The sequence below is a fragment of the Roseateles sp. Mitsp63 genome, from assembly GCF_059491535.1.
Genome location: NZ_CP168509.1, coordinates 2,381,841 through 2,402,294, shown reverse-complemented (window position 1 = coordinate 2,402,294; position 20,454 = coordinate 2,381,841). Strand labels below are relative to the sequence as shown.

23 protein-coding genes are annotated in these 20,454 nt (G+C 69.2%); 7 read left to right on the top strand and 16 right to left on the bottom strand.

Going from position 1 to position 20,454, the window contains the following annotated elements:
* Positions 1-25: 25 nt before the first annotated feature.
* The 4 genes from rplS to rpsP form a co-directional block, all read right to left on the bottom strand.
* Positions 26-394 (bottom strand): 50S ribosomal protein L19, encoded by a 369-nt coding sequence (gene rplS / locus ACEN96_RS10615; protein WP_091723501.1) that lies wholly within the window; start codon positions 392-394, stop codon positions 26-28.
* 196 nt (positions 395-590) lie between these two features.
* Complete coding sequence (gene trmD / locus ACEN96_RS10610) at positions 591-1,382, bottom strand: tRNA (guanosine(37)-N1)-methyltransferase TrmD (RefSeq protein WP_495587979.1); 792 nt, start codon at positions 1,380-1,382, stop codon at positions 591-593.
* Positions 1,383-1,403: 21 nt separating this feature from the next.
* Positions 1,404-2,000 (bottom strand): ribosome maturation factor RimM, encoded by a 597-nt coding sequence (gene rimM / locus ACEN96_RS10605; protein WP_495587978.1) that lies wholly within the window; start codon positions 1,998-2,000, stop codon positions 1,404-1,406.
* Positions 2,001-2,021: 21 nt separating this feature from the next.
* Positions 2,022-2,294: a 30S ribosomal protein S16 gene (gene rpsP / locus ACEN96_RS10600; RefSeq protein WP_495587977.1), complete on the bottom strand. Its 273-nt coding sequence runs from the start codon at positions 2,292-2,294 to the stop codon at positions 2,022-2,024.
* A gap of 274 nt (positions 2,295-2,568) precedes the next feature.
* Between rpsP and ACEN96_RS10595 the strand changes: the two genes are divergently transcribed.
* Positions 2,569-3,189, top strand: a complete 621-nt coding sequence (locus ACEN96_RS10595; protein ID WP_495587976.1) for a GNAT family N-acetyltransferase — start codon at positions 2,569-2,571, stop codon at positions 3,187-3,189.
* Positions 3,186-3,659, top strand: a complete 474-nt coding sequence (locus ACEN96_RS10590) for an NINE protein (protein ID WP_495587975.1) — start codon at positions 3,186-3,188, stop codon at positions 3,657-3,659. The genes ACEN96_RS10595 and ACEN96_RS10590 overlap by 4 nt, the downstream gene beginning before the upstream one ends.
* A gap of 70 nt (positions 3,660-3,729) precedes the next feature.
* On the opposite strand, the gene ACEN96_RS10585 is transcribed toward ACEN96_RS10590, so the two are convergent.
* The 8 genes from ACEN96_RS10585 to murJ all read right to left on the bottom strand — a co-directional run bounded on the left by ACEN96_RS10585 (position 3,730) and on the right by murJ (position 11,577).
* Positions 3,730-4,740 (bottom strand): inorganic phosphate transporter, encoded by a 1,011-nt coding sequence (locus ACEN96_RS10585; RefSeq protein ID WP_495587974.1) that lies wholly within the window; start codon positions 4,738-4,740, stop codon positions 3,730-3,732.
* A 27-nt stretch (positions 4,741-4,767) separates the two neighbouring features.
* Positions 4,768-5,415: a DUF47 domain-containing protein gene (locus tag ACEN96_RS10580; RefSeq protein WP_495587973.1), complete on the bottom strand. Its 648-nt coding sequence runs from the start codon at positions 5,413-5,415 to the stop codon at positions 4,768-4,770.
* 58 nt (positions 5,416-5,473) lie between these two features.
* On the bottom strand, positions 5,474-6,013 hold the full coding sequence (gene folK / locus ACEN96_RS10575) for a 2-amino-4-hydroxy-6-hydroxymethyldihydropteridine diphosphokinase (RefSeq protein ID WP_495587972.1): 540 nt from the start codon (positions 6,011-6,013) through the stop codon (positions 5,474-5,476).
* Positions 6,010-7,635: a polynucleotide adenylyltransferase PcnB gene (gene pcnB / locus ACEN96_RS10570; protein WP_495587971.1), complete on the bottom strand. Its 1,626-nt coding sequence runs from the start codon at positions 7,633-7,635 to the stop codon at positions 6,010-6,012. Before pcnB ends, folK begins: the two co-directional genes overlap by 4 nt.
* Positions 7,632-8,300, bottom strand: a complete 669-nt coding sequence (locus tag ACEN96_RS10565; RefSeq protein WP_495587970.1) for a histidinol-phosphatase — start codon at positions 8,298-8,300, stop codon at positions 7,632-7,634. Before ACEN96_RS10565 ends, pcnB begins: the two co-directional genes overlap by 4 nt.
* Before the next feature lie 46 nt (positions 8,301-8,346).
* Positions 8,347-9,021 carry an HdaA/DnaA family protein gene (locus ACEN96_RS10560; RefSeq protein WP_495587969.1) on the bottom strand — a complete coding sequence of 225 codons (675 nt, stop codon included), beginning with the start codon at positions 9,019-9,021 and terminating at the stop codon, positions 8,347-8,349.
* Positions 9,022-9,178: 157 nt separating this feature from the next.
* Complete coding sequence (locus tag ACEN96_RS10555; protein WP_495587968.1) at positions 9,179-9,955, bottom strand: SirB1 family protein; 777 nt, start codon at positions 9,953-9,955, stop codon at positions 9,179-9,181.
* Positions 9,956-10,002: 47 nt separating this feature from the next.
* Positions 10,003-11,577 carry a murein biosynthesis integral membrane protein MurJ gene (gene murJ, locus ACEN96_RS10550; RefSeq protein ID WP_495587967.1) on the bottom strand — a complete coding sequence of 525 codons (1,575 nt, stop codon included), beginning with the start codon at positions 11,575-11,577 and terminating at the stop codon, positions 10,003-10,005.
* Positions 11,578-11,713: 136 nt separating this feature from the next.
* Between murJ and rpsT the strand changes: the two genes are divergently transcribed.
* The gene (gene rpsT / locus ACEN96_RS10545) at positions 11,714-12,010 is read left to right on the top strand and encodes a 30S ribosomal protein S20 (RefSeq protein WP_067066702.1); all 297 of its coding nucleotides are present in this window, start codon (positions 11,714-11,716) and stop codon (positions 12,008-12,010) included.
* A 197-nt stretch (positions 12,011-12,207) separates the two neighbouring features.
* On the opposite strand, the gene ACEN96_RS10540 is transcribed toward rpsT, so the two are convergent.
* The 3 genes from ACEN96_RS10540 to ACEN96_RS10530 form a co-directional block, all read right to left on the bottom strand.
* Positions 12,208-13,014, bottom strand: a complete 807-nt coding sequence (locus tag ACEN96_RS10540; RefSeq protein WP_495587966.1) for an alpha/beta fold hydrolase — start codon at positions 13,012-13,014, stop codon at positions 12,208-12,210.
* A complete protein-coding gene (locus ACEN96_RS10535) occupies positions 13,011-14,066 on the bottom strand; it encodes a M14 family zinc carboxypeptidase (RefSeq protein ID WP_495587965.1) in 1,056 nt (351 codons plus the stop codon). Before ACEN96_RS10535 ends, ACEN96_RS10540 begins: the two co-directional genes overlap by 4 nt.
* A gap of 116 nt (positions 14,067-14,182) precedes the next feature.
* A complete protein-coding gene (locus ACEN96_RS10530) occupies positions 14,183-14,518 on the bottom strand; it encodes a DUF3579 domain-containing protein (protein ID WP_091723465.1) in 336 nt (111 codons plus the stop codon).
* Positions 14,519-14,759: 241 nt separating this feature from the next.
* On the opposite strand from ACEN96_RS10530, the gene ACEN96_RS10525 reads away from it, so the two are divergent.
* Both ACEN96_RS10525 and argF read left to right on the top strand, forming a co-directional pair.
* Positions 14,760-15,983 carry an aspartate aminotransferase family protein gene (locus tag ACEN96_RS10525; protein ID WP_495587964.1) on the top strand — a complete coding sequence of 408 codons (1,224 nt, stop codon included), beginning with the start codon at positions 14,760-14,762 and terminating at the stop codon, positions 15,981-15,983.
* Entirely contained in the window at positions 15,980-16,942 is a 963-nt protein-coding gene (gene argF / locus ACEN96_RS10520) for an ornithine carbamoyltransferase (RefSeq protein WP_495587963.1), read from the top strand. The genes ACEN96_RS10525 and argF overlap by 4 nt, the downstream gene beginning before the upstream one ends.
* Positions 16,943-17,013: 71 nt before the next feature.
* On the opposite strand, the gene ACEN96_RS10515 is transcribed toward argF, so the two are convergent.
* Positions 17,014-17,865: a substrate-binding periplasmic protein gene (locus ACEN96_RS10515; RefSeq protein WP_495587962.1), complete on the bottom strand. Its 852-nt coding sequence runs from the start codon at positions 17,863-17,865 to the stop codon at positions 17,014-17,016.
* A gap of 301 nt (positions 17,866-18,166) precedes the next feature.
* Here ACEN96_RS10515 and ACEN96_RS10510 point away from each other — a divergent pair, with 301 nt between their 5' ends.
* Positions 18,167-18,925: a metallophosphoesterase family protein gene (locus ACEN96_RS10510; RefSeq protein ID WP_495587961.1), complete on the top strand. Its 759-nt coding sequence runs from the start codon at positions 18,167-18,169 to the stop codon at positions 18,923-18,925.
* The gene (locus ACEN96_RS10505) at positions 18,831-20,447 is read left to right on the top strand and encodes a protein kinase domain-containing protein (RefSeq protein ID WP_495587960.1); all 1,617 of its coding nucleotides are present in this window, start codon (positions 18,831-18,833) and stop codon (positions 20,445-20,447) included. The genes ACEN96_RS10510 and ACEN96_RS10505 overlap by 95 nt, the downstream gene beginning before the upstream one ends.
* Positions 20,448-20,454: the final 7 nt, after the last annotated feature.

The window sequence follows — 20,454 nt, the reverse complement described above, 5'->3', positions numbered from 1 at the left end:
CTTTGAGAGGGGCGCATGCCGAGGATTATTCGGCGGCCTTGAAGGACAGCTTTTCCTTGATGCGCGCCGACTTGCCCGAACGCTCACGCAGGTAGTACAGCTTGGCGCGGCGGACATCACCGCGGCGCTTCACTTCGATCGAGGCGATCAGCGGGCTGTACAGCTGGAACGTGCGCTCAACGCCTTCGCCGCTCGAGATCTTGCGGACGATGAAGTTGGAGTTCAGACCGCGATTGCGGCGGGCAATCACGACGCCTTCGTAGGCCTGCACGCGCTTGCGGGTGCCTTCGACGACGTTCACGTTCACGATCACCGTGTCGCCGGGGGCGAAAGCGGGGATGGTCTTGTTCAGGCGAGCAATTTCTTCTTGCTCGAGGGTCTGGATCAGATTCACGAGGATCTCCTGGTGATCATTGCCGGCGTGAATCAGGATGATTCCAGGACTGGCCGCTTTCGAAGGAGTTCTTGAGCGCCGCCCGCGTGGGGATTCAACCAACAGCACCTTGGACCGTGGTCCTGTACTGCCCTTGCCCCATCAACCCGGTAGAGGATCGGAAAAACCGGCGATTATAGACGCGGATGGTCGATCGTCAAACGCCGTCTGGTTTGCGCACGGCGGCACCCGCCAGCGACGCCAGGAATTTCTCGTCCTTCTTGTCGAGCCGGCCGTCGCGGCGCGCGGCCTCGATCAGCTCCGGCCGGCGGCGCAGCGTCAACGCCAGCGACTGCTCGCGGCGCCAGCGCGCGATCTCCGCGTGGTGGCCCGACAGCAGCACCGGCGGCACCGGCAAAGGGCCCTCGGCCGTGTCCAGCACCTCGGGACGGCTGAAATGCGGGCAGTCGAGCAGCCCGTCCGAGAAGCTGTCCTGCTGGTGCGACGCGGCGTCGTTCAGCACACCCTCCTGCAGGCGCGTCAACGCATCCAGCATTGCCAGCGCCGGCAGTTCGCCGCCGGAGAGCACGAAATCGCCCAGGCTGATTTCCATCGTCACGTGGCGGTCCAGCACGCGCTGGTCGATGCCTTCGTAGCGGCCGCAGAGCAGGATGGCGCCCTCGCCTCGCGCGAGTTCCTGGACCAGCGCCTGGTCGAGCCTGCGCCCGGTGGGACTGAAGTGGATCACCGCCGGCGCGCCCGGCGCCGCGGCCGCGCGGTCGGCCTTCACCGCGGCCAGCGCACGCTCCAGCGGCGCGGCCAGCATCACCATGCCCGGACCGCCGCCGAACGGGCGGTCATCGACACGGCGGTAGTTGTCCTCGGCGAAGTCGCGCAGCTGCCACAGGCGCACGTCGACCTGCCGGCTCTCGTACGCGCGACGCGTCACGCCGACCCGCAGGAAGGGATCGAAGAGCTCGGGAAAGAGGGTGAGGATGTCGAAGCGCATGGGCGTGCGGGCCCGGCGGCTTCAGTAGTCGGTGTCCCAGTCGACGGCGATGGTCTTCGCCGCCTTGTCGACGGTGCCGACAAACGCATTCACGAACGGGATCAGGATTTCCTCGTCCGGCTTCACCGGCGCGGTCATGCCAGCGGGGACGATGCGCAGCACGCAGTGCGGGCCGGTGTCGATCAGGTCGGCCACCTCACCCAGCGTCTTGCCATCCTTGTTGATGACCGACATGCCGATCAGGTCGACCCAGTAGTACTCGTCCTCTCCGGCATCGGGGAAGGTGCTGCGCGAGACGAAGATCCGGGCGCCCTTCAGCGCTTCGGCGCCGTTGCGGTCGGCAATGCCCTCGGCCTGGGCGACGATCCCGTCCGCGTGATCGCGGACCGACAGGATCTTGAGCACGGGCGGCACGACGTGCGGCTTGCCCGGCAGGGCCTTCTCGCTGGGTTTCAGGAACCAGCGGCGGGAAGAAAAAAGCGCCTGGGCATCGGCGGAGTGACTGAGGATCTTCAGCCAGCCCTTGATGCCCCAGGCGTCCAGCACGCGCCCGACTTCGATGGCGTCCTCCGGAAAGACCGAAGAACTCTCGACCACGTCATCGGGCGTCTGCTTCATCGATGGGAATCCGTCGACGAATCAGGCCGCCGCGGCAGCGGCGGGGGCGACGGCCTTCTTGGCCACGTCGACCAGGCGGGCGACGGCGGGCGACAGCTGGGCGCCAACACCAACCCAGTACGACACGCGGTCCTGGGCGATGCGCAGGCCTTCGGCATTGCCGGAAGCCACCGGGTTGTAGAAACCGACGCGCTCGATGAAGCGGCCGTCACGGCGGTTGCGGCTGTCGGTCACGACGAGGTTGTAGAACGGACGCTTCTTGGAGCCACCGCGGGAGAGTCGAATCACGACCATGATCTATCCTTCAGTCTTTTGGCGTTCCACCGCACCACAGGGACACACAGCGGGCAAGCAGAGTTGAATCGGTCATCTTCGTCAGGGAGCGCGTGTGTCGCGCATCGAATCCCCACAAAGAGCCGGAAGCTGGCGCCGTAGATACACCCCCGGTCCGTCCATCGCCCCGGAAACTTCGGATCAGGAAGCTTCGAAGCCTGACAGCCACACCCAGGGGCCAGCGCCAAAACCCGGCATTATAAACTCGCTCTTGACGCTTTGTCCTCCTCCTCCAATGACGACGACCACCAGCAGTTCCGCCCCTCTCCTGATCCGCCCCAGCCTGGAAGGCGATATCGCCACGATCCAGCAGATCTACGAACATGCGGTGCTGCACGGCACCGGCACCTTCGAGACCGACGTGCCGGACCGCGCCGAGATGGCCCGCCGCCGCACCGAGGTCCTCAGCCGCAGCCTGCCCTACCTGGTCGCCGAGCGTGACGGACAGGTGCTGGGCTTCGCGTACGCCAACTATTTCCGCCCCCGCCTGGCCTATCGCTACTTCGTCGAGGATTCGATCTACCTCTCGCCGCAGGCCCAGGGCCAGGGCGTCGGCCGGCTGCTGCTGGCCGAGCTGATCGCCCGCTGCGAGGCCGCCGGCGCGCGCCAGATGGTCGCGGTGATCGGCGATTCGCAGAACCTCGGATCGATCGGCGTGCATCGCGCCCAGGGCTTCGAGGACATCGGCGTCATGAAGTCCGCCGGCTGGAAGTTCGGCAAGTGGCTGGACGTCGTGCTGATGCAGCGTCAGCTGGGACAGGGCGACACCAGTTCGCCCACCGGCGCCGCCGCGGCGCCCTCGCCGGCCGCCACGCCCGCCGCCTCCACCACTCCGTCCGCCACTCCCTCCGCATGAGCGCCGCCGCCCCGGGCGCCGGCGCTCCGGCGGCACCCAAGTCCAAGGCCGTCGCCACCTGGCTGAGCTTCGCGCTGGGCAGCCTTGGGGCGCATCGCTTCTATCTGCACGGATTCGGCGACCGCCTCGGCTGGCTGCATCCGCTGCCCACGCTGCTGGGACTCTACGGCGTGCACCGCATGGACACGCTCGGCCAGGACGACGTCACCGCCTGGTTCCTGATTCCCTTGCTGGGCTTGATGCTCGCGCAGAGCATGCTGGCCGGTATCGTCTATGGGCTGATGTCCGACGAGCGCTGGGCCGAGCGCTTCAACCCCGGCCAACCGGTGCGCAAGACCGGCTGGTTGCCGATCCTCGGCGTCATCGCCTGCCTGATGGTCGGCGGCGCATGCCTGATGGCGACGATCGCCTTCTCCGCGCAGCGCTACTTCGAATCGCAGGTCGAAGCCGCGCGCGAGATCAGCCAGTAGCGGCAACAGCGGCAGTAGCGGCGAGGATTGGCGACGAGCCCCTCGGGCAGCGACTGCCCGCGGGCCCCGCTCAGAACACCGTGAAGCTGATCCAGTAGAACAGCCCGCCGATGAACGCCGACGCCGGGATCGTGAAGATCCAGGCCCAGACGATGTTGCCGGCGACGCCCCAGCGCACCGACGAGGCGCGCTGCGTCGACCCCACGCCGACGATGGCGCCGGTGATCGTGTGCGTCGTCGACACCGGCACCCCGAGCGCCGTGGCCAGGAACAGCGTGATGGCGCCACCGGTTTCGGCGCAGAAGCCGCCGACGGGCTTGAGCTTGGTGATCTTCTGGCCCATCGTGCGGACGATGCGCCAGCCGCCGAACATCGTGCCCATGCCGATCGCCAGATAGCAGACCACGATGACCCAGGTCGGCGGCGCGTGTTCACCGGCGCCGGCGTAGCCCGAGGCGATCAGCAGCATCCAGATCAGGCCGATGGTCTTCTGCGCGTCGTTGCCGCCGTGGCCCAGGCTGTACAGGCCGGCCGAGACCAGCTGCAGCCGGCGGAACCAGTTGTCCACGCGCAGCGGCGAGCTGCGGCGGAACAGCCAGGCCACCGCCACCATCAGCAGCGAGCCGAGCAGGAAGCCCAGCAGCGGCGACACGAAGATGAACAGCACGGTCTTGCCGATGCCGCTCATGATCAGGCCCTTGGTGCCCGCCTTGGCGATCGCCGCGCCGACCAGGCCGCCGATCAGCGCGTGCGACGAGCTCGACGGAATGCCGTAGAACCACGTGATCACGTTCCAGGCGATGGCGCCGATCAGCGCGCCGAAGATCACGTGGTGATCGACGATGCCCGGATCGATCGACCCCTTGCCGATCGTCGCCGCCACCTTCAGCTCGAAGAACAGCACCGCGATCACGTTGAAGAAGGCCGCGAACAGCACCGCCTGCTGCGGCTTGAGCACGCCGGTCGAGACGACTGTCGCGATCGAGTTGGCCGCGTCGTGGAAGCCGTTCATGAAGTCGAACAGCACGGCCAGCACCACGAGCATGGCCACGACCCAGAAGGCCACCTGCATCGTTCCCATGGGAGAAGCTCCTAACGGTCCGCAGGATCAGGAGTTCTCGAGGACGATGCCCTCGATCAGGTTGGCGACGTCCTCGCAGCGGTCGGAGATCGACTCGAGCTGCTCGTAGATCGCCTTGAGCTTGATCAGCTCGCGCACGTCCTCCTGCTCGCGGAACAGCTTGGACATCGCGGCGCGCATCACGCGGTCGGCGTCGGACTCGAGCTTGTCGATCTCCTCGCAGGCCTTGATGGCGGCCTCGGCGGTCTGCGGCTCGCTCAGCTTGGGCAGCAGCGTGACGGCATGCTTGACGCGTTCGCAGCACTTGGCCGACAGCTCGCCCAGGCGCAGCACTTCCTCGGGGATGGAGCGCACGTCGTAGAGCTGCATCGTCTCGGTCGAGTCCTGCAGCAGGTCCAGGATGTCGTCCATCGCGTTGATCAGGCCGTGGATCTGCTCGCGGTCGATCGGCGTGATGAAGGTCCGGTGCAGCAGCCGGTTCACCTCGGCGGTGATGCGGTCGGCGTGGTGCTCGGCCTTGTCGACCTCGGCGGCGTATTTCTCGCGCAGCGTCAGGTCGTTGTAGTTCTGGATCATGAGCATGAAGGCGCGCGCGCCTTCGACGATCTGCGTGCCGTGCTCATTGAACAGTTCAAAAAAATTGCCCTCTCGGGGCAGCAGCTTGCCGAAAAACATGGGGAGGCTCCGCGCCGTGCGATCCACGCCGGATCGTCACAAATGGTTCATTTCCGCGTCACGGAAAACCGGCAAGTGTAGCGGCCTGGGGCCCGAACGGGCCATGGGGCCGGCGCAACGGCTCGTCCTCGCGCGCGATCGCCTGGGCGGCGACGCCGGGCAGGTGGCTCCGCAGCGCGCCGAGTCCCGGCGCGCTCAACGCCGGATCGAGTTCCAGCAAGGGCTTCAGGACGAAGGCGCGCTGATGCAGCCTCGGATGAGGCACGGTCAGACGCTCGAGCGCGAGCGTCTCATCGCCGTAAAGCAACAGGTCGAGGTCGAGCGTGCGCGGCGCGTTGACATAGGGCCGCTCGCGCCCGTGGCGCTGCTCGATGGCCTGGAGCGCGTCGAGCAGGGCCAGCGGCGCCAGGCCCGTGCGCACGCGCGCGACCGCATTGAGATAGTCGGGGCCGTCGCAGCCAACCGGCGCGCTGCGCCAGGCGCTCGACACGGCGTCGAGCTCGAGCCCCTGGACGTCGGCGAGGTCGGCCAGCGCCGCCTCCAGCGTGCACCGCAGGTCGCCGAGGTTGGCGCCCAGGCCGACGTAGGCCGTGTTCATTCGTCGCCGGAAGAGGCGCCCGCCGGCGCGTCCGATGACTCGCCGCCGCCCGCGGTCCTGGGCTTGCGGCGGCGCCGGCGCTTCTTGGCCGGGTTGGGCGCGGCGCCCTCACCGCCCTCCCCGCCCTCACCGTCCACGGCGGCCGGATCGAGCGGCAGCGCCGCGGCCGACTCGCCGCTGACGGCGCCGCGCGGCACCGCGTGCACGCGGCCGCCGCCCGCCTTGGGCTTGCTGCGCGGACCGCCCTGGCGCTGCGTCTCGCGCGCCTGATCGAGCAGCGCGCGGCGGTCGTCCTCGCTGCCCAGCGCGAAGTCCTCCCACCAGTCGGCCAGCGCCGGATCGATCTCGCCGGCCTCGGCGCGCAGCGCCAGGAAGTCGAAGCCCGCGCGATAGCGCGGCTGCTCGATCAGGCGGTGCGGACCGCTGCCGGTGCGGCGCTCGAAGCGCGGCTGCATCATCCAGATCTCGCGCATGTCCGCGGCCAGCTTGCCGCGGCCCGAGATGTCGCCCACGCGCGCGTCGAAGACCAGGTCGATCGCCTGCTGCAGCGCCGGCACCGGGCCCTCGCCGCCATCGACCAGACGCTTCCAGCGCTGCTGGACCTCGCCCCACAGCATGCAGGCGAGCATGAAGCTCGGCGCCACCGAGCGGCCTTCGGCCACCCGCTTGTCGGTGTCCTCCAGCGCCAGCCGGACGAACTTGCCATGCACGTTCTCCGGCAGCCGGCCATCCTTGTCGAGCACCGCATCCAGGATCGGGAACACGCCGCGCGACAGACCCTGCTTGCTCAGTTCCTCGATGCTGGCCAGCGCGTGGCCGGTCTGCAGCATCTTGATCATCTCGTCGAACATCCGCGACAGCGGCACGTTGGCGAGCAGCGGCGCCATCGCCGCGATCGGGGCGCGGGTCTTGGGCTCGATCGTGAAGCCCAGCTTGGCGGCGAAACGCACCGCGCGCAGGATGCGCACCGGATCCTCGCGATAGCGGGTCTCGGGGTCGCCGATCATGCGCAGCACCTTCTTGCGCGCATCGGCCAGGCCGCCGTGGTAATCGACCACCAGCTCGCGCTGCGGGTCGTAGTACATCGCGTTGACGGTGAAGTCGCGGCGCGCGGCGTCCTCGATCTGCGGGCCCCAGACGTTGTCGCGCAGCACCCGGCCGGACGCGTCGACGACATGCGACTTGCCCTCCAGCGCACCCTTGGACGTCTTCTCGTTGCCCTGCACCTGCTCGGCATCGTCCTCCTTGAGCAGCGCGCGGAAGGTCGAGACCTCGATGACCTCGTGCTCGCGGCCGCGGCCATAGACGACGTGGACGATGCGGAAGCGCCGGCCGATGATGAAGGCGCGGCGGAACTGGTTCTTGACCTGCTCGGGCGTGGCGTCGGTGGCGACGTCGAAGTCCTTGGGCCGCCGGCCCAGCAACAGGTCGCGCACCGCGCCGCCGACGATGTAGGCCTCGAAGCCCGCGTCGGACAGCCCCTTGACGACCTTGACGCCGCGCTCGTCGAGCAGGGCCGGGTCGATGCGGTGCTCCTCGGCGGCGATCTCCACCCGCTTGCCCAGCGGCGTGGCGGTCCCCTCGGGCTTGCCCAAGAGCTTGTTGATCAGTTTTTTAATCATTCGAAGAGCTTCAATATTGGCCAGCCGCGCTCGCGCGCCAGCGCCTCGAGGGCCGCGGTCGGATTGGTCGCCACCGGATGGCTGACCCGCTCCAGCAGCGGCAGGTCGTTCATCGAGTCGCTGTAGAAATGCACGCGCTCGAAATCCTCCCAGCGCCGGCCCAGGTCCGCGAGCCATTCGTTCACGCGCACGATCTTGCCCGCCTGGAAGGACGGGGTCCCGCGCACGCGCCCGGTGAAGGCGCCCGCCGCATCGCGCTCCAACTGCACCGCGATCAGGTGGTCGACGCCGAAGGCCTTGGCGATCGGCGCGGTCACGAATTCATTGGTGGCGGTCACCACGGCCACCAGGTCCCCGGCGTCGAGGTGGCGCCGCACCAGCGCGCGCGCATTGTCGCGCAACATCGGCGCGATGATCCGGGCCATGAAGGCCTCGCGGGCGGCCTCGGCCTGGGCCAGCGGGCGGGCGCGCCAGACGGAGGTGGCGAACTCGACGTACTCGTCCAGGTCGAGCGCGCCGCGCTGGTACTGGGCATAGAACTCGTCGTTGCGGGCGGCCCAGGCGGCGCCGTCGGCCCAGCCGATGTCCACCATGTAACCGCCGAAGGCGTGGTCGGAGTCCTGCGGGATCAGCGTGCCGTCGAGGTCGAACAGGGTCAGGTCCACGTCGCGAGTCCTTGAAAAAGCTTGAAATCGTTGCAACCGGTGGCGCCTAGGCGAGCGCCCCCTGGTCGGCGAGCATCTGGCGCAGCAGCGGCACGGTGACGGCGCGCTTGCTGGCCAGCGCGAACTCGTCCAGCCCGTCCAGCAGCGTCATCAGATGCTTGAGATCGCGGGCGTAGCGGTTGAGCAGGTAGTCGATCACGTCGTCGGCCAGCGCAATGCCGCGGCGGTCGGCCTCGCGGCGCAGCACGGCGCGGACCTCGTTCTCGGACAGCGGCTGCAGCGCGAAGGTCGGGCCCCAGCCGAGCCGGGTGCGCAGGTCCTCGCGCAGCGCCAGGTCGATGGGCGGCGCGGTGCCGGTGGAGACGACCGCCAGGCCCAGCGTCGCGGCCTCGACGAACAGCGCGAAGGCCGCGTGCTGCTGGCCGGCGTCGAAGCGCTGCGTGTCGTCCAGCAGCAGCAGGCTGGGGTGGGTGGGCAGCTCCCAGGGGAGCGGCGGGTCGGCGTCGTACCAGCCCACCTGCGCGCCGGCCTGTTGCCAGTGCTGCGCGAGCGCGCGCAGCAGGTGCGTCTTGCCGCTGCCGGGCGGGCCCCACAGGAACACCGGCGGCGAGCCCCCGCCCAGCCCCAACACATGCGTGAGGGCCGCGGTATTGGCGCCGGTGAGGAGCGTGTCAAAGGTGTAGTCGGGCTCGGGACCGAGCGACAGCGGAATCTGCTTCAAACCACTTCAGCGTTGGATGGAGGGGGGCACTCAACGGCCGCGGAGCGGGGGCATCCCCTCAGGAAGTGGGGGATTCTAAGCGGCACGACTTGACGCCCTTCGGACGAAGCGCCCCCCAAGGTGGGGAGGCGAGGAGGAATCGTCCGGCGCCGGACTGTCAATGCCGGGTCGCGGGCCCGCCGCCGGCGTCGCGGATCTGCTGCAGGCATTGGTCGAGCTCGAGCTGCTCGAGCCGGTCCTGGGGCAGCAGCGCCACCAGCTTGCGCTGCACGGCCAGCAGCCGCGGCAGATCGTGCCGGTCGGTATGGATCTGCTTCAGGTTGCGCAGCATCCGCGCCAGGATCTGGCGCGGCGAGGCCGAGCCCAGGAAGGCATCCAGCGACATCGGCTCCTGCGGCATCAGCTCGGCGCGCTCCCGCCAGGGGCTGAGGAACTCGTCGAGCTCGCCCCGTCCCAGCGAGCGCCCGCTGAACGGGTCCAGCACCACCTCGCCCTGCGGCAGCCGCAGCTTCATCAGGAAGTGGCCCGGGAAGCTGACGCCCTTCACCCGCAGGCCGACATGCGAGGCCAGCTCCATGTAGACGATGGCCAGCGTGATGGGAATACCGCGGCGCGTGGCCAGCACCTGATGGATGTAGCTGTTGCCGACGGCGTAGTAGTCGTTGACGTTGCCCGCGAAGCCGAGCTCGCCGTGGAAGTACTGGTTGAGCATGCGCAGCCGGTGGCTGGGCGGCGCGTCGGCCGGCAGCCGCAGGCGCAGCCGCTCGCCAAGGCGGTCCAGCTCCGCCATCACCTGCTGCACGTCCAGCCGGGGCACGTCGTCCAGCGCGATCGCGGTGGCGGCCTCGGCCAAGTTGAGCGTGTCGTCGTCGGCAACCAGCATCGAGAAATAATCCAGCGCCGACGGCACCGTCCACTGCAAGGGCGAACTCATGCGCCGAGTCTACGCTTTCGGCATGGCCGGGAACACGCGGCGCGGACTCAGGCCCGGCGCGCGAACTGGCGCAGATTCAGGCCCGACAGCAGCAGCACGCCGAAGTACAGCAGCGCCGAGCCGCCCAGGCTCAACACCATCCAGCCGGCCCGCGTGAGCTCGAACTGCCCGCCACGTCCGCCGACCCAGTCGAAGTGGCCGGCCAGCCACCATTGCAGCGCGCCCATCGCGGCGCTCGCGACGGCGACGCGCGCGAGGAACATCGGCCAGCCCGCCTCGGGCGTGTAGCTGCCGCGCAAGCGCAGTCCGCGCAGGAGCAGCCACGCATTGACGACCGCGCCCAGGCCGATCGACAGCGACAGCCCGGCGACGCCGATCTTCAGCCCGAACACGAAGATCGCGTTGAAGACCTGCGTCAGCACCAGCACGCCGACGGCGATGCGCACCGGCGTGCGCGTGTCCTGCCGCGCGTAGAAGCCGGGCGCCAGCACCTTGATCGCGACCAGCCCCATCAGGCCCAGGCCGTAGCCCATCACCGCGCGGGCGGTGTGGGCGACGTCGGCGGCATGGAAGGCGCCGCGCTGATAGAGCACCGCCACCAGCGGCTCGGCGAAGACCAGCAGCGCGACCGCGCAGGGCAGCGCCAGCAGCAGCGTCAGGCGCAGGCCCCAGTCCAGCAGGCCCGAGTAGTGCGCGGTGTCGCCCTTGGCCTGGCTGGCCGCGAGCTGCGGCGTCAGCACGACGCCCAGTGCGACGCCCAGCAGCGCGGTGGGGAATTCCATCAGCCGGTCCGCGTAGGTCAGCCACGAGGCGGCGCCCTCCCCGACCGAGATCGCGATCTGCGTGTTGATCAGCAGCGACAGCTGCGCCACGCCCACCCCCAGCAGCGCCGGCCCCATCTTGCGCAGCACGTGGCGGACACCCTCATCGGCGAGGGCGCGGCGCAGGCCGCTCCAGCTCAGCGAGAACCGCGGCATCAGGCCGAGCCTGAGCAGCGCCGGCACCTGCACCGCGAGCTGCAGCACGCCGCCGATCATCACGCCGACGGCCAGGGAGTAGATCGGCTCGTAGCCATGCCGGCCCAGCACCGGCCCCAGGCCGTAGCCGGCCGCGATCGAGGCCAGGTTCAGCAGCACCGGCGTGATGGCCGGCACGATGAAGCGCTTCCAGGTATTCAGGACGCCGGCCGACAAGGCCACCAGCGACATGAAGCCGATGTACGGGAACATCCAGCGCGTCATGACGACGGCGGCCTCGTGGGCATCGGCCGAGAGGCCCGCGCCCAGGGCCCAGACCAGCACCGGCGCGCCGACCACGCCGATCACGCAGGTCGCCAGCAGCGCCCACAGCAGCACGGTGGCGACGGCATCGATCAGGCTGTGCGTGGCCGCGTCGCCATCGCGCGCACGGGCGGCCGCCAGCGCGGGCACGAAGGCCTGGGAGAACGCACCCTCGGCGAACAGCCGCCGCAGCATGTTGGGGATGCGGAACGCCACGTTGTAGGCGTCGGTCATCGCATTCGCGCCGAACAGCCCCGCCACCATCTGTTCGCGGGCCAGCCCGGTGATGCGGGACAACAGCGTGAAAACCGAAACCAGGGAGGCAGTGCGCAGCAGATTCATTCAGCAGACGGTCGGGCACGCCCGGCGGGCGACCGCGCATTATGGGTGTCCGTGCGCGCCGCAATCCCTCGGATTTGGTTTTTCAATTCCTGGCTGCTATACTCGCCGTCTTTGCACCAACTGGACCCATAAGACAATGGCAAGCTCTTCCAAAGCCAAGAAGAAAACCGTGCGTCTGGCCTCGGGCCGCAAGCGCGCACGTCAAGACGTCAAGCTGAATGCCGCCAACTCGGCGCTGCGTTCGAAGTTCCGCACGGTCATCAAGAACGTGCAAAAGGCGATCGTCACGGGTGACAAGGCCAAGGCCGCCGACCTGTTCAAGACCGCTCAGCCCGTCATCGACTCCGTCGCCGACAAGGGCATCTTCCACAAGAACAAGGCTGCTCGTCATAAGAGCCGCCTGTCCGCCAAGATCAAGGCGCTGGCCGCCTGATAGCCAAAATCCAGCTCTGGTGCACGAAAAGCCCGCCGCCCGGCGGGCTTTTTCGTTCCCGCAGCTCCGAGCGGCTTCGGGTTGGGCGCATAGCGTCGTTGCGAATCCTCGCCATAGCACCGCTATGGCTCCGGTCCGCGCCTAGCTCTGCATCCCAACCCGAAGCCGCTCGGAGCTGCGGTCCTGGTACATCGGAATCAGAGCGGCATCGGGGTGGTGATCTGGCCTACTACCTCGCGCACGTGGAGCCAATCCACGACGTTGCGTGCGACCCAGTCACCATCGTCCAGGGGCAGGTCATGCCCCGCGTGCTTGTGCAGACGCAGCGGCGCACCCCAGGCGCGGCTGATGGCCTGCGAGCAGCGCCAGTCGACCAGCGTGTCTCCCAGGCTGCAGAGCAGCAGCATCGGCGGCTCGGGCTTGGCCAGGCTGGCACGATAGCGTGCGGCCGCCAGCAGTTGGCGCAGCGCGTTGCGCCGCCGCACCGGATGACGGCGCTGGATCGACACCCAGGTGTCAATCACCCGGTCCGGCTCACGCTGCAGGCGGGTCGTCATCTGCAACACCTTGGCCTCGCGCCGGCGCAGGCTCAGGCGCGTCAGGCTCAGCATCAGCAAGGTCCAGTAGTTCGACGGCCGCAAGCGGCGGAAGAACGCGCTGAACGGCCGCAGGCTGGTGTTGATCAGCACGATGCCGTCGAGCTCCCGCGGATGGCGCGCCGCCCACTCGCTCGCCACCATCGCGCCCAGCGACATCGCCAGCACCTGGTACGGCGGCGGCACGCCGCGCCGGGCCAGCTCGGCGCGGCAATCCTCCATCATCGCGTCGACATGCGTCGGACTGCTCTGGCGATGCTTGTCGCCATTGCCCGGAAGGTCGAGCAGCTCGAGCCGGGCCCCCGGCTGCTGGACCAGCAGCGCCCGCTGCAGCCGCGCCGGGAAATCACCCCAATGGGCGCTCTCGCGGGTCAAGCCCCGCAACAGCACCCAGGTGTGCTCGCTCATCGGAAACTCCTCCGATACCAGCGGATCAACGCCTGCTCCCCGTGATCGATTCGTGTGTCCGGCCCCGGCAGCCACCGGAACGCGCTCTGCGTCGCGCGAGTCATGAAGTCCATCCAAGCCATGTGCCGTCTCAACACGCGCTGTTGTCGATGTTCGATCAGCGGGTTGAACATGCCGTGCCGGGAGAGTAGCTGCCGGGGATTTTTCTTGACCCACAGCCATGACCCCATTTCGAGCGTCATCGGCAGGAAGATCCCTCGATCGAGGGTGAGCGACTCGTCGTACAGGTGGTCCCAGAGGTCGCCATGGGTCAGGTAATGCTGGCTCTGCGGCTCCATCACATAGGGGTGCGGCGACAGGCACTGGTCCAGGACCTCGCACAGCGCGTGCACCTCCGCCAGATGCCGCATCGGCCGCCGGCTGCGCGCATACGGGAACCAGATCCGGTCGCGCAACCCGAAGCCGCTGTGGAAGTCGATCGAGACCGACACCGGCCGCCCCAGCAGCTCGTCCCGCACGAAGCGGCACAGCGCGTCGCTCTCGACCTGCATCGGCGCGCCCGGCGCGCCCCGGAAGTACGGCAGCCGGCGTGTCAGGCGATGCCCGCCGATCAGGAACGGCACACCGTGCTCGGCATCCTGCGGCGCGTTGCGCATCAGGTCGACGCCCTGCGGATTGGCGCGGGAACCGGCCAGCACGCCGCCCGGGTTGACGACCGGCAGGAAGACCAGCCGCAGCGACTCGAGCTGCTGATGCAGGCTCGAGTCCCAGCGCAGGCGCCGCACCAGGCTGCCGAGGTAGGCCAGCACCACCTGCGCGCCAATGCGCTCCAGCCCATGCACGCCCCCGATGAAGGCGAGCGCCGGCACGCAGGGATCGGGATTGCCGAGCGTCACGCCGATCACCGGCAGTTCGCCGCCTGCGGTGGAGACCGTCGCGAGTTCGCGTGCACGGACCATCGGCTCGCCCTGGTCGATCAGGCGCAGCAGCTCCTGCAATTCCGGCAGGACGGCGGCGGCCCGCGGGGCCGCTTCGGCGGTGAAGACAGCCATGTCGGCGGCCCGGTCGGGATGTCGCAGCGAACCTGCAAGCGTAGGCGCAGCGGCGATTCCACGCGATGGCCCGATCGGGCCAGCCGTCTCACCCCTTCAGGGGAACGGGAAGGGACTCAGGCCTTGCCCGATTCGCGCCCGTCGGGCAGCAGGCAGGCATCGACGACCTGCAGCTTGTTGTCGCGGGCGAAGTTCATGACGAAGTCCCAGGCCATCGGCTCGACCGACTTCAGCGCCTCGTTGACGATGACGCACTTGACCCCGTTGACCACGCGCGGCACGCAGTAGGGGGAGTAGCCGAGGTAGGCGTCGCGGCCGCTGCGGGTGCCGCCGGGACGAAAGCAGGACATGGCACCCGCCAGACGTTCGGCCCAGTCGCTCGGGCGGAAGGTGCGACCATCCGTGGTGATTCCCTGGATGAACACTTCTCGCGGCTTGGGCTGCTCAGTCATTGGCTACTCGGTCTGCGTCCCGGCTGCGGCGGACGTGACACTCCTTTGACGAAGGTCAACCGCGGCAGGCAAAACCGCTATTGTGCCCTGGATGTGTTGCGGCGCAGCACGCACGGACTTCTGCTCGCCCGCTGGTCAGCGTGGCTGCGCTGGCTGTCCAGGAGGAATCTCCTCGTCCACCAGGGTCGACCCGTAGAATCGATCGCTCCTTTCCTCCACCCTCCACCACTTTGGAGACTTGATGAACGCCCCGGACTCCTCGTTCGCCGCCCCGACCGAACCCCATGTGATGCAAACCTACGGCCGCCTGCCGATCGCCCTGTCGCACGGCGAAGGCGCCTGGGTGTGGGACACGGCCGGCCGACGATACCTGGACGGCCTCGGCGGGATCGCCGTCAACACGCTCGGACACAACCATCCGAGGCTGGTGGCGGCGCTGCGGGACCAGGTGGGCAAGCTGATCCACACCAGCAACTACTACCACGTCCCGCTGCAGGAGACGCTGGCGGCCAGGCTCTGCGCGCTGTCCGGCCTGACCAACGTGTTCTTCTGCAATTCCGGCCTGGAGGCGAACGAGGCGGCGCTGAAGATCGCCCGCAAGTTCGGCCATGACCGCGGCAACGACAACCCCGAGGTCATCGTCTTCGAGAAGGCCTTCCACGGCCGCTCGATCGCGACGCTGTCGGCCACCGGCAACCCGAAGGTGCAGGCCGGCTTCGGTCCGCTGGTGCCGGGCTTCGTCCGCGTGCCGCTGAACGACATCGGCGCGCTGCGCAAGGCGATCGCCGAGCATCCGGGCGTGACGGCCATCTTCCTGGAGACCATCCAGGGCGAAGGCGGCATCAACCCGGCGCGCATCGACTTCCTGAAGGACCTGCGCAAGCTGTGCGACGAGCACGACCTGCTGCTGATGCTGGACGAGGTGCAATGCGGCATCGGCCGCACCGGCAAGTGGTTCGCGCACCAGTGGGCCGGCATCGTGCCGGACGTGATGCCGCTGGCCAAGGGCCTGGGCTCGGGCGTGCCGATCGGCGCGGTGGTGTGCGGCGACCGCGCCGCCAAGGTCTTCGGACCCGGCAACCACGGCACCACCTTCGGCGGCAACCCGCTGGCGATGCGCGCCGGCGTCGAGACGCTGGCCGTGATGGAAGAGGATGGCCTGCTGGCCAACGCCGCGACCGTCGGCGCGGAGCTGAAAGCCGCGATCGAGCACGGCCTGGCCGGCGTGGCCGGTGTCGTCGAGGTGCGCGGCCACGGCCTGATGCTGGGCATCGAACTGGACCGGCCGTGCGGCGTGCTGCTGACGCAGGCGATGGACGCGGGGCTGCTGCTGAGCGTGACGGCCGACAAGGTCATCCGCCTGGTGCCGCCGCTGATCCTGACCAGCGCCGAGGCCGCCGAGATCGCCGAGCGCCTGGTGCCGCTGGTGAAGGCCTTCCTGGGTCAACCGGCGTCCGCGCCATGAAGCCGGGGAACACGCTGATGCGTCATTACCTGCAGTTCAAGGACCTGCGCGCCGAGGAGTACGGCCATCTCTTCGAGCGGGCGTCGATCATCAAGCGGCGCTTCAAGAACTACGAGAAGTACCAGCCGCTGCAGGACCGCACGCTGGCGATGATCTTCGAGAAGGCCTCGACGCGCACCCGCGTGAGCTTCGAGGCGGGCATGTACCAGATGGGCGGCTCGGTGGTGCACCTGACCACCGGCGACAGCCAGTTGGGACGGGCCGAGCCGATCGAGGACAGCGCGCGCGTGATCAGCCGCATGGTCGACATCGTGATGATCCGCACCTACGAGCAGACCAAGCTGGAGCGCTTCGCCGCGCACTCGCGGGTGCCGGTGATCAACGGGCTGACAAACGAGTACCACCCGTGCCAGATCCTGGCGGACCTGTTCACCTTCATCGAGCAGCGCGGCATGGACCGCCGCGGCGCGATCGACATGGACTGCCTGAAGGGACGCGTGGTGGCCTGGGTCGGTGACGGCAACAACATGGCCAACACCTGGCTGCAGGCGGCGGAGATCCTGGGCTTCACGGTGCACGTCAGCACGCCGAGCGGCTACGAGATCGACCCGGCGGTCGCGGGCGTGAAGGACACGGGCTGCTACAAGGTCTTCAAGGACCCGAAGGAAGCCTGCCGCGGCGCGGACCTGGTGACGACGGACGTCTGGACCAGCATGGGCTACGAGGCCGAGAACGAGGCGCGTCGCGCGGCGTTCGTGGATTGGCGTGTCGATGCGGCCATGATGGCGGTGGCCAAGCCGGACGCGCTGTTCATGCACTGCCTGCCGGCGCACCGCGGCGAGGAGGTCACGGCCGACGTGATCGATGGGCCGCAGTCGGTGGTCTGGGATGAAGCGGAGAACCGCATGCACGTGCAGAAGGCGCTGATGGAGTACCTGCTGCTGGGGCGCATCGGCTGAGCGCCCTGCCCGCTGACGACACACGACAAGGCCCGCTCGATGCGGGCCTTGTTGCATGCGCGACGCGGCAGCTACCTCCCCACCGCGATCGCCTTCAACCCCTCTTCATACGAGCCCGCCGGGTAATGCTTCTGCACGGCCTTCCACACCGCGCCGGAGCGGGCGTTGCGCTCCATCGCTTCGCCCAGCACCTCGCGGTCCCTGGCCGGCAACTGCCGCGACAGATAGATCCCGCTGTCGGTCCAGCCCAGCTCCGCGATCGCCTCCAGCCGCAGCCGGTCCAGCAGCGGCCGCGTCTTCGAGTCCTGCAGCAGCGTGCCGGCCAGGATCGACGGCGCCATCAGCGTCACGTCCGCCAGGTTGCGGTCCAGCGCGCGCACCACCGCCGCCGGGTCGGCCTCGACCACCAGCCGGCGCTGCGCCTTCAACTGCTTGAGCAACTGCTGATAGGGCTCGCCGTAGTCGAAGCCGCGCACCACCGCCACGCGCAGTTCGCGGCGCTCGGCCAGTTCGGCCAGACTCTCCACGGGCGCCCGGTCCGCGCCGAGCGAGATCAGCATCGCCCGCGCCTTCATCAGCGGCACGAACTCGCCGTACGGGTCGCGCTGCGAGGTGCGTGTCGCGGGCGCCAGCAGATCCCCGCCGCCGCTGGCGAACATCGCCTCCACGCGGGCCCGCGGCACGACCACGAACTCGAACTGGCAACCCGTCTCGGACGAAATCCTGCGCAGCACGTCCGGATACACGCCGCTGACCTCCCCGCCCGAGACGACCACGCTCATCCCGATCGGCGCCACCGGCACGCGGATCGGCCGCGAGCACTCCGCCCGCGCCGCCTCCCCGGCCAGCGCCGCCATGGCCATCCACAGGCCCGCCCGCCAGCGCACGCGCCTGCCCTTCCACCCGCGTTCCAAGGTCGTCATCTGGTGTGCTCCCGTGCGCAGAGACGCCACGGCGCCGGGGTCCGCCCATCGCCATTCGCGTCCATGTCGCCGGCCAGATTAGCAAAGGCAACCCCGGCCACAACGCGTGAAACCCGCGTCTCCCGCCATTCATCGCCCATCCGAAGGGGGATCGCCCCTCCGGTTCGGGGGAGTACCCTGTCTGGGATTACGCTCCAATGGCTCTGGACGTCGCGCCGCCGTCACGCCCTTCGCCTTCGCCTTCGTCTTCGTATTCCCACGAAGCCTGCCGTCAGCCACGCGTGGCATGCTTGCCGATCACATGAAAACCGCTCTGATCTCCGACCTGCACGCCAACCGGCAGGCCTTCGAGGCCGTCATCGGCCATGCCCGGCAGCAAGGCGTCGCGCATTTCGCGCTGCTGGGGGACTACGTCGGCTACGGCAGCGATCCGGGCTGGGTGGTCGACCAGGTGCGGGCGCTGCGGGCCGAAGGCGCGATCGCGGTCGCCGGCAACCATGACCTGGGCGTGACCCAGGGCCCGCGTCCGACGATGAACGAGGACGCCCGCGCCGCCATCGCCTGGACCCGCTCGCGCCTGAACAACGACCAGCTCGCCTTCCTCGCCTCGCTGCCGATGTCCGAGGAGGAGGACGACTGCCTTTACGTCCACGCCAACGCCTTCGACCCGGCCGGCTTCGCCTACGTGCAGGGGCGGCTGGAGGCGATGCGCAGCCTGCACGCGACCGAGTGCCGCTACACCTTCTGCGGCCACATGCACGAGCCGATGCTCTACCACCTGTCGGGCACCGGCAAGGCGGGCGACTTCAAGCCGCAGCCCGGCGTGCCGATCCCGCTGCTGCCCAACCGGCAGTGGCTGGTCATCCCCGGCGCCTGCGGCCAACCCCGCGACGGCAACCCGGCCGCGGCCTACGCGCTGTTCGACCACGACAGCGAGGAGCTCACCTTCCAGCGCGTCCCCTACGATGTCGAAGCCGCCGCCGCCGGGCTGCGCGCCGCGCCCGGCCTGCCCGCCGGACTGGCGGACCGCCTGGCGCAACGCCTCGTCGCCGGCCGCTGACTCGATGAACGACGCCGCTCCGGCCGCCGCCACGCCCTCGCCGAGCCCGATCACCACGCCGCTGCAGCCCGGCCAGGTGCTGGACGGCTTCGTGCTCGAGGCACGGCTGCACCAGGGCGGCATGGCCAACCTCTGGCAGGTGCGGCGCGAGACGCCGGTCCCCGGCGAGGACTTCCCGCTGATCATGAAGGTCCCCCGCATCAAGGGCGGCGAGGACCCGGCCACCATCGTCGGCTTCGAGGTCGAGCAGATGCTGATGCCTGCGCTCAAGGGGCCGCACGTGCCGCGCTTCGTCGCGCGCGGCGACTGGCGCCGCCAGGCCTACATCGTGATGGAGCGCATCGAGGGCGACAGCCTGCGCCCGCGCCTGGACCAGGCGCCGCTGCCGCTGGTGGAGGTCGTGGAGATCGGCATCCAGGTCGCGCATGCGCTCACCGACCTGCACCGCCAGCATCTGGTCCACCTGGACATCAAGCCCAGCAACATCCTGCTGCGCCCCGACGGCAGCGTGGTGCTGGTGGACTTCGGCCTGTCGCGCCACGACTTCCTGCCCGACCTGCTCGAGGAAGAGTTCTCGCTGCCGATGGGCACCGGTCCCTACATGTCGCCGGAGCAGGTGCAGTTCGTCCGCAACGACCCGCGCAGCGACCTGTTCGCGCTGGGCGTGATGCTCTACCACCTGTCCACCGGCGAGCGCCCGTTCGGCCAGCCGCTGTCGGTGCGGCAGCTGCGGCGGCGGCTCTACGTCGAGCCGATCCCGCCGCGCGCGATCCGGCCCGAGCTGCCGCCGTGGTTCCAGGAGATCGTGCTGCACTGCCTGGAGGTCCGCGCCGAGCGCCGCTACCAGAGCGCCGCCCAGCTCGCGCTCGACTTGCAGCGGCCCGACGCGGTGCCGCTGACGGCGCGCGCGCACAAGCTGCAGCGCAGCGGCCTGGTGCGGCGCTTCAAGCGCTGGTTCCTGGCGCTGGGCGAGGAGCCGGATGCGCCGGCGTCGGCGGGCGCGCAGCTCGCGCGCAGTCCCGTGATCATGGCCGCCGTCGACGTGCAGGGCGCCACGCCCGCGTTGCTCGAGGAGTTGCGCGAGGTCGTGCGGCGCCTGATGCAGACCGAGCCCGGCGCGCGGCTGGCCTGCGTGGGCGTGATGAAGACCAACCGCATCGGCATGGACGAACTCACCGACGCGCAGGGGCGCAGCCATCACGTGCAGCAGCTGATCGCGCTGAAGAACTGGGCCCATCCGATGACGCGCGAGCTCGCGCTCGAGGACGGCCGGCTGACCTTCCACGTGCTGGAGGCGCCCGATGCCGCCGACGCGCTGGTGGAGTTCGCCGGCAAGACCGGCGTCGACCATGTCGTGATGGGCGCGCGCGCCAGCTCGCTGATGCGGCGCTATCTGGGCAGCGTGTCGACGCAGGTCGTGACCCAGTGCGCCTGCACCGTCACCGTGGTGCGCGAGCCCGCGCAGCCCGAGGCGCCGCCGCCCGGCGACGACGCGCTGATCAGCCCCTCGGCCTCGAACTGAGGCCTCC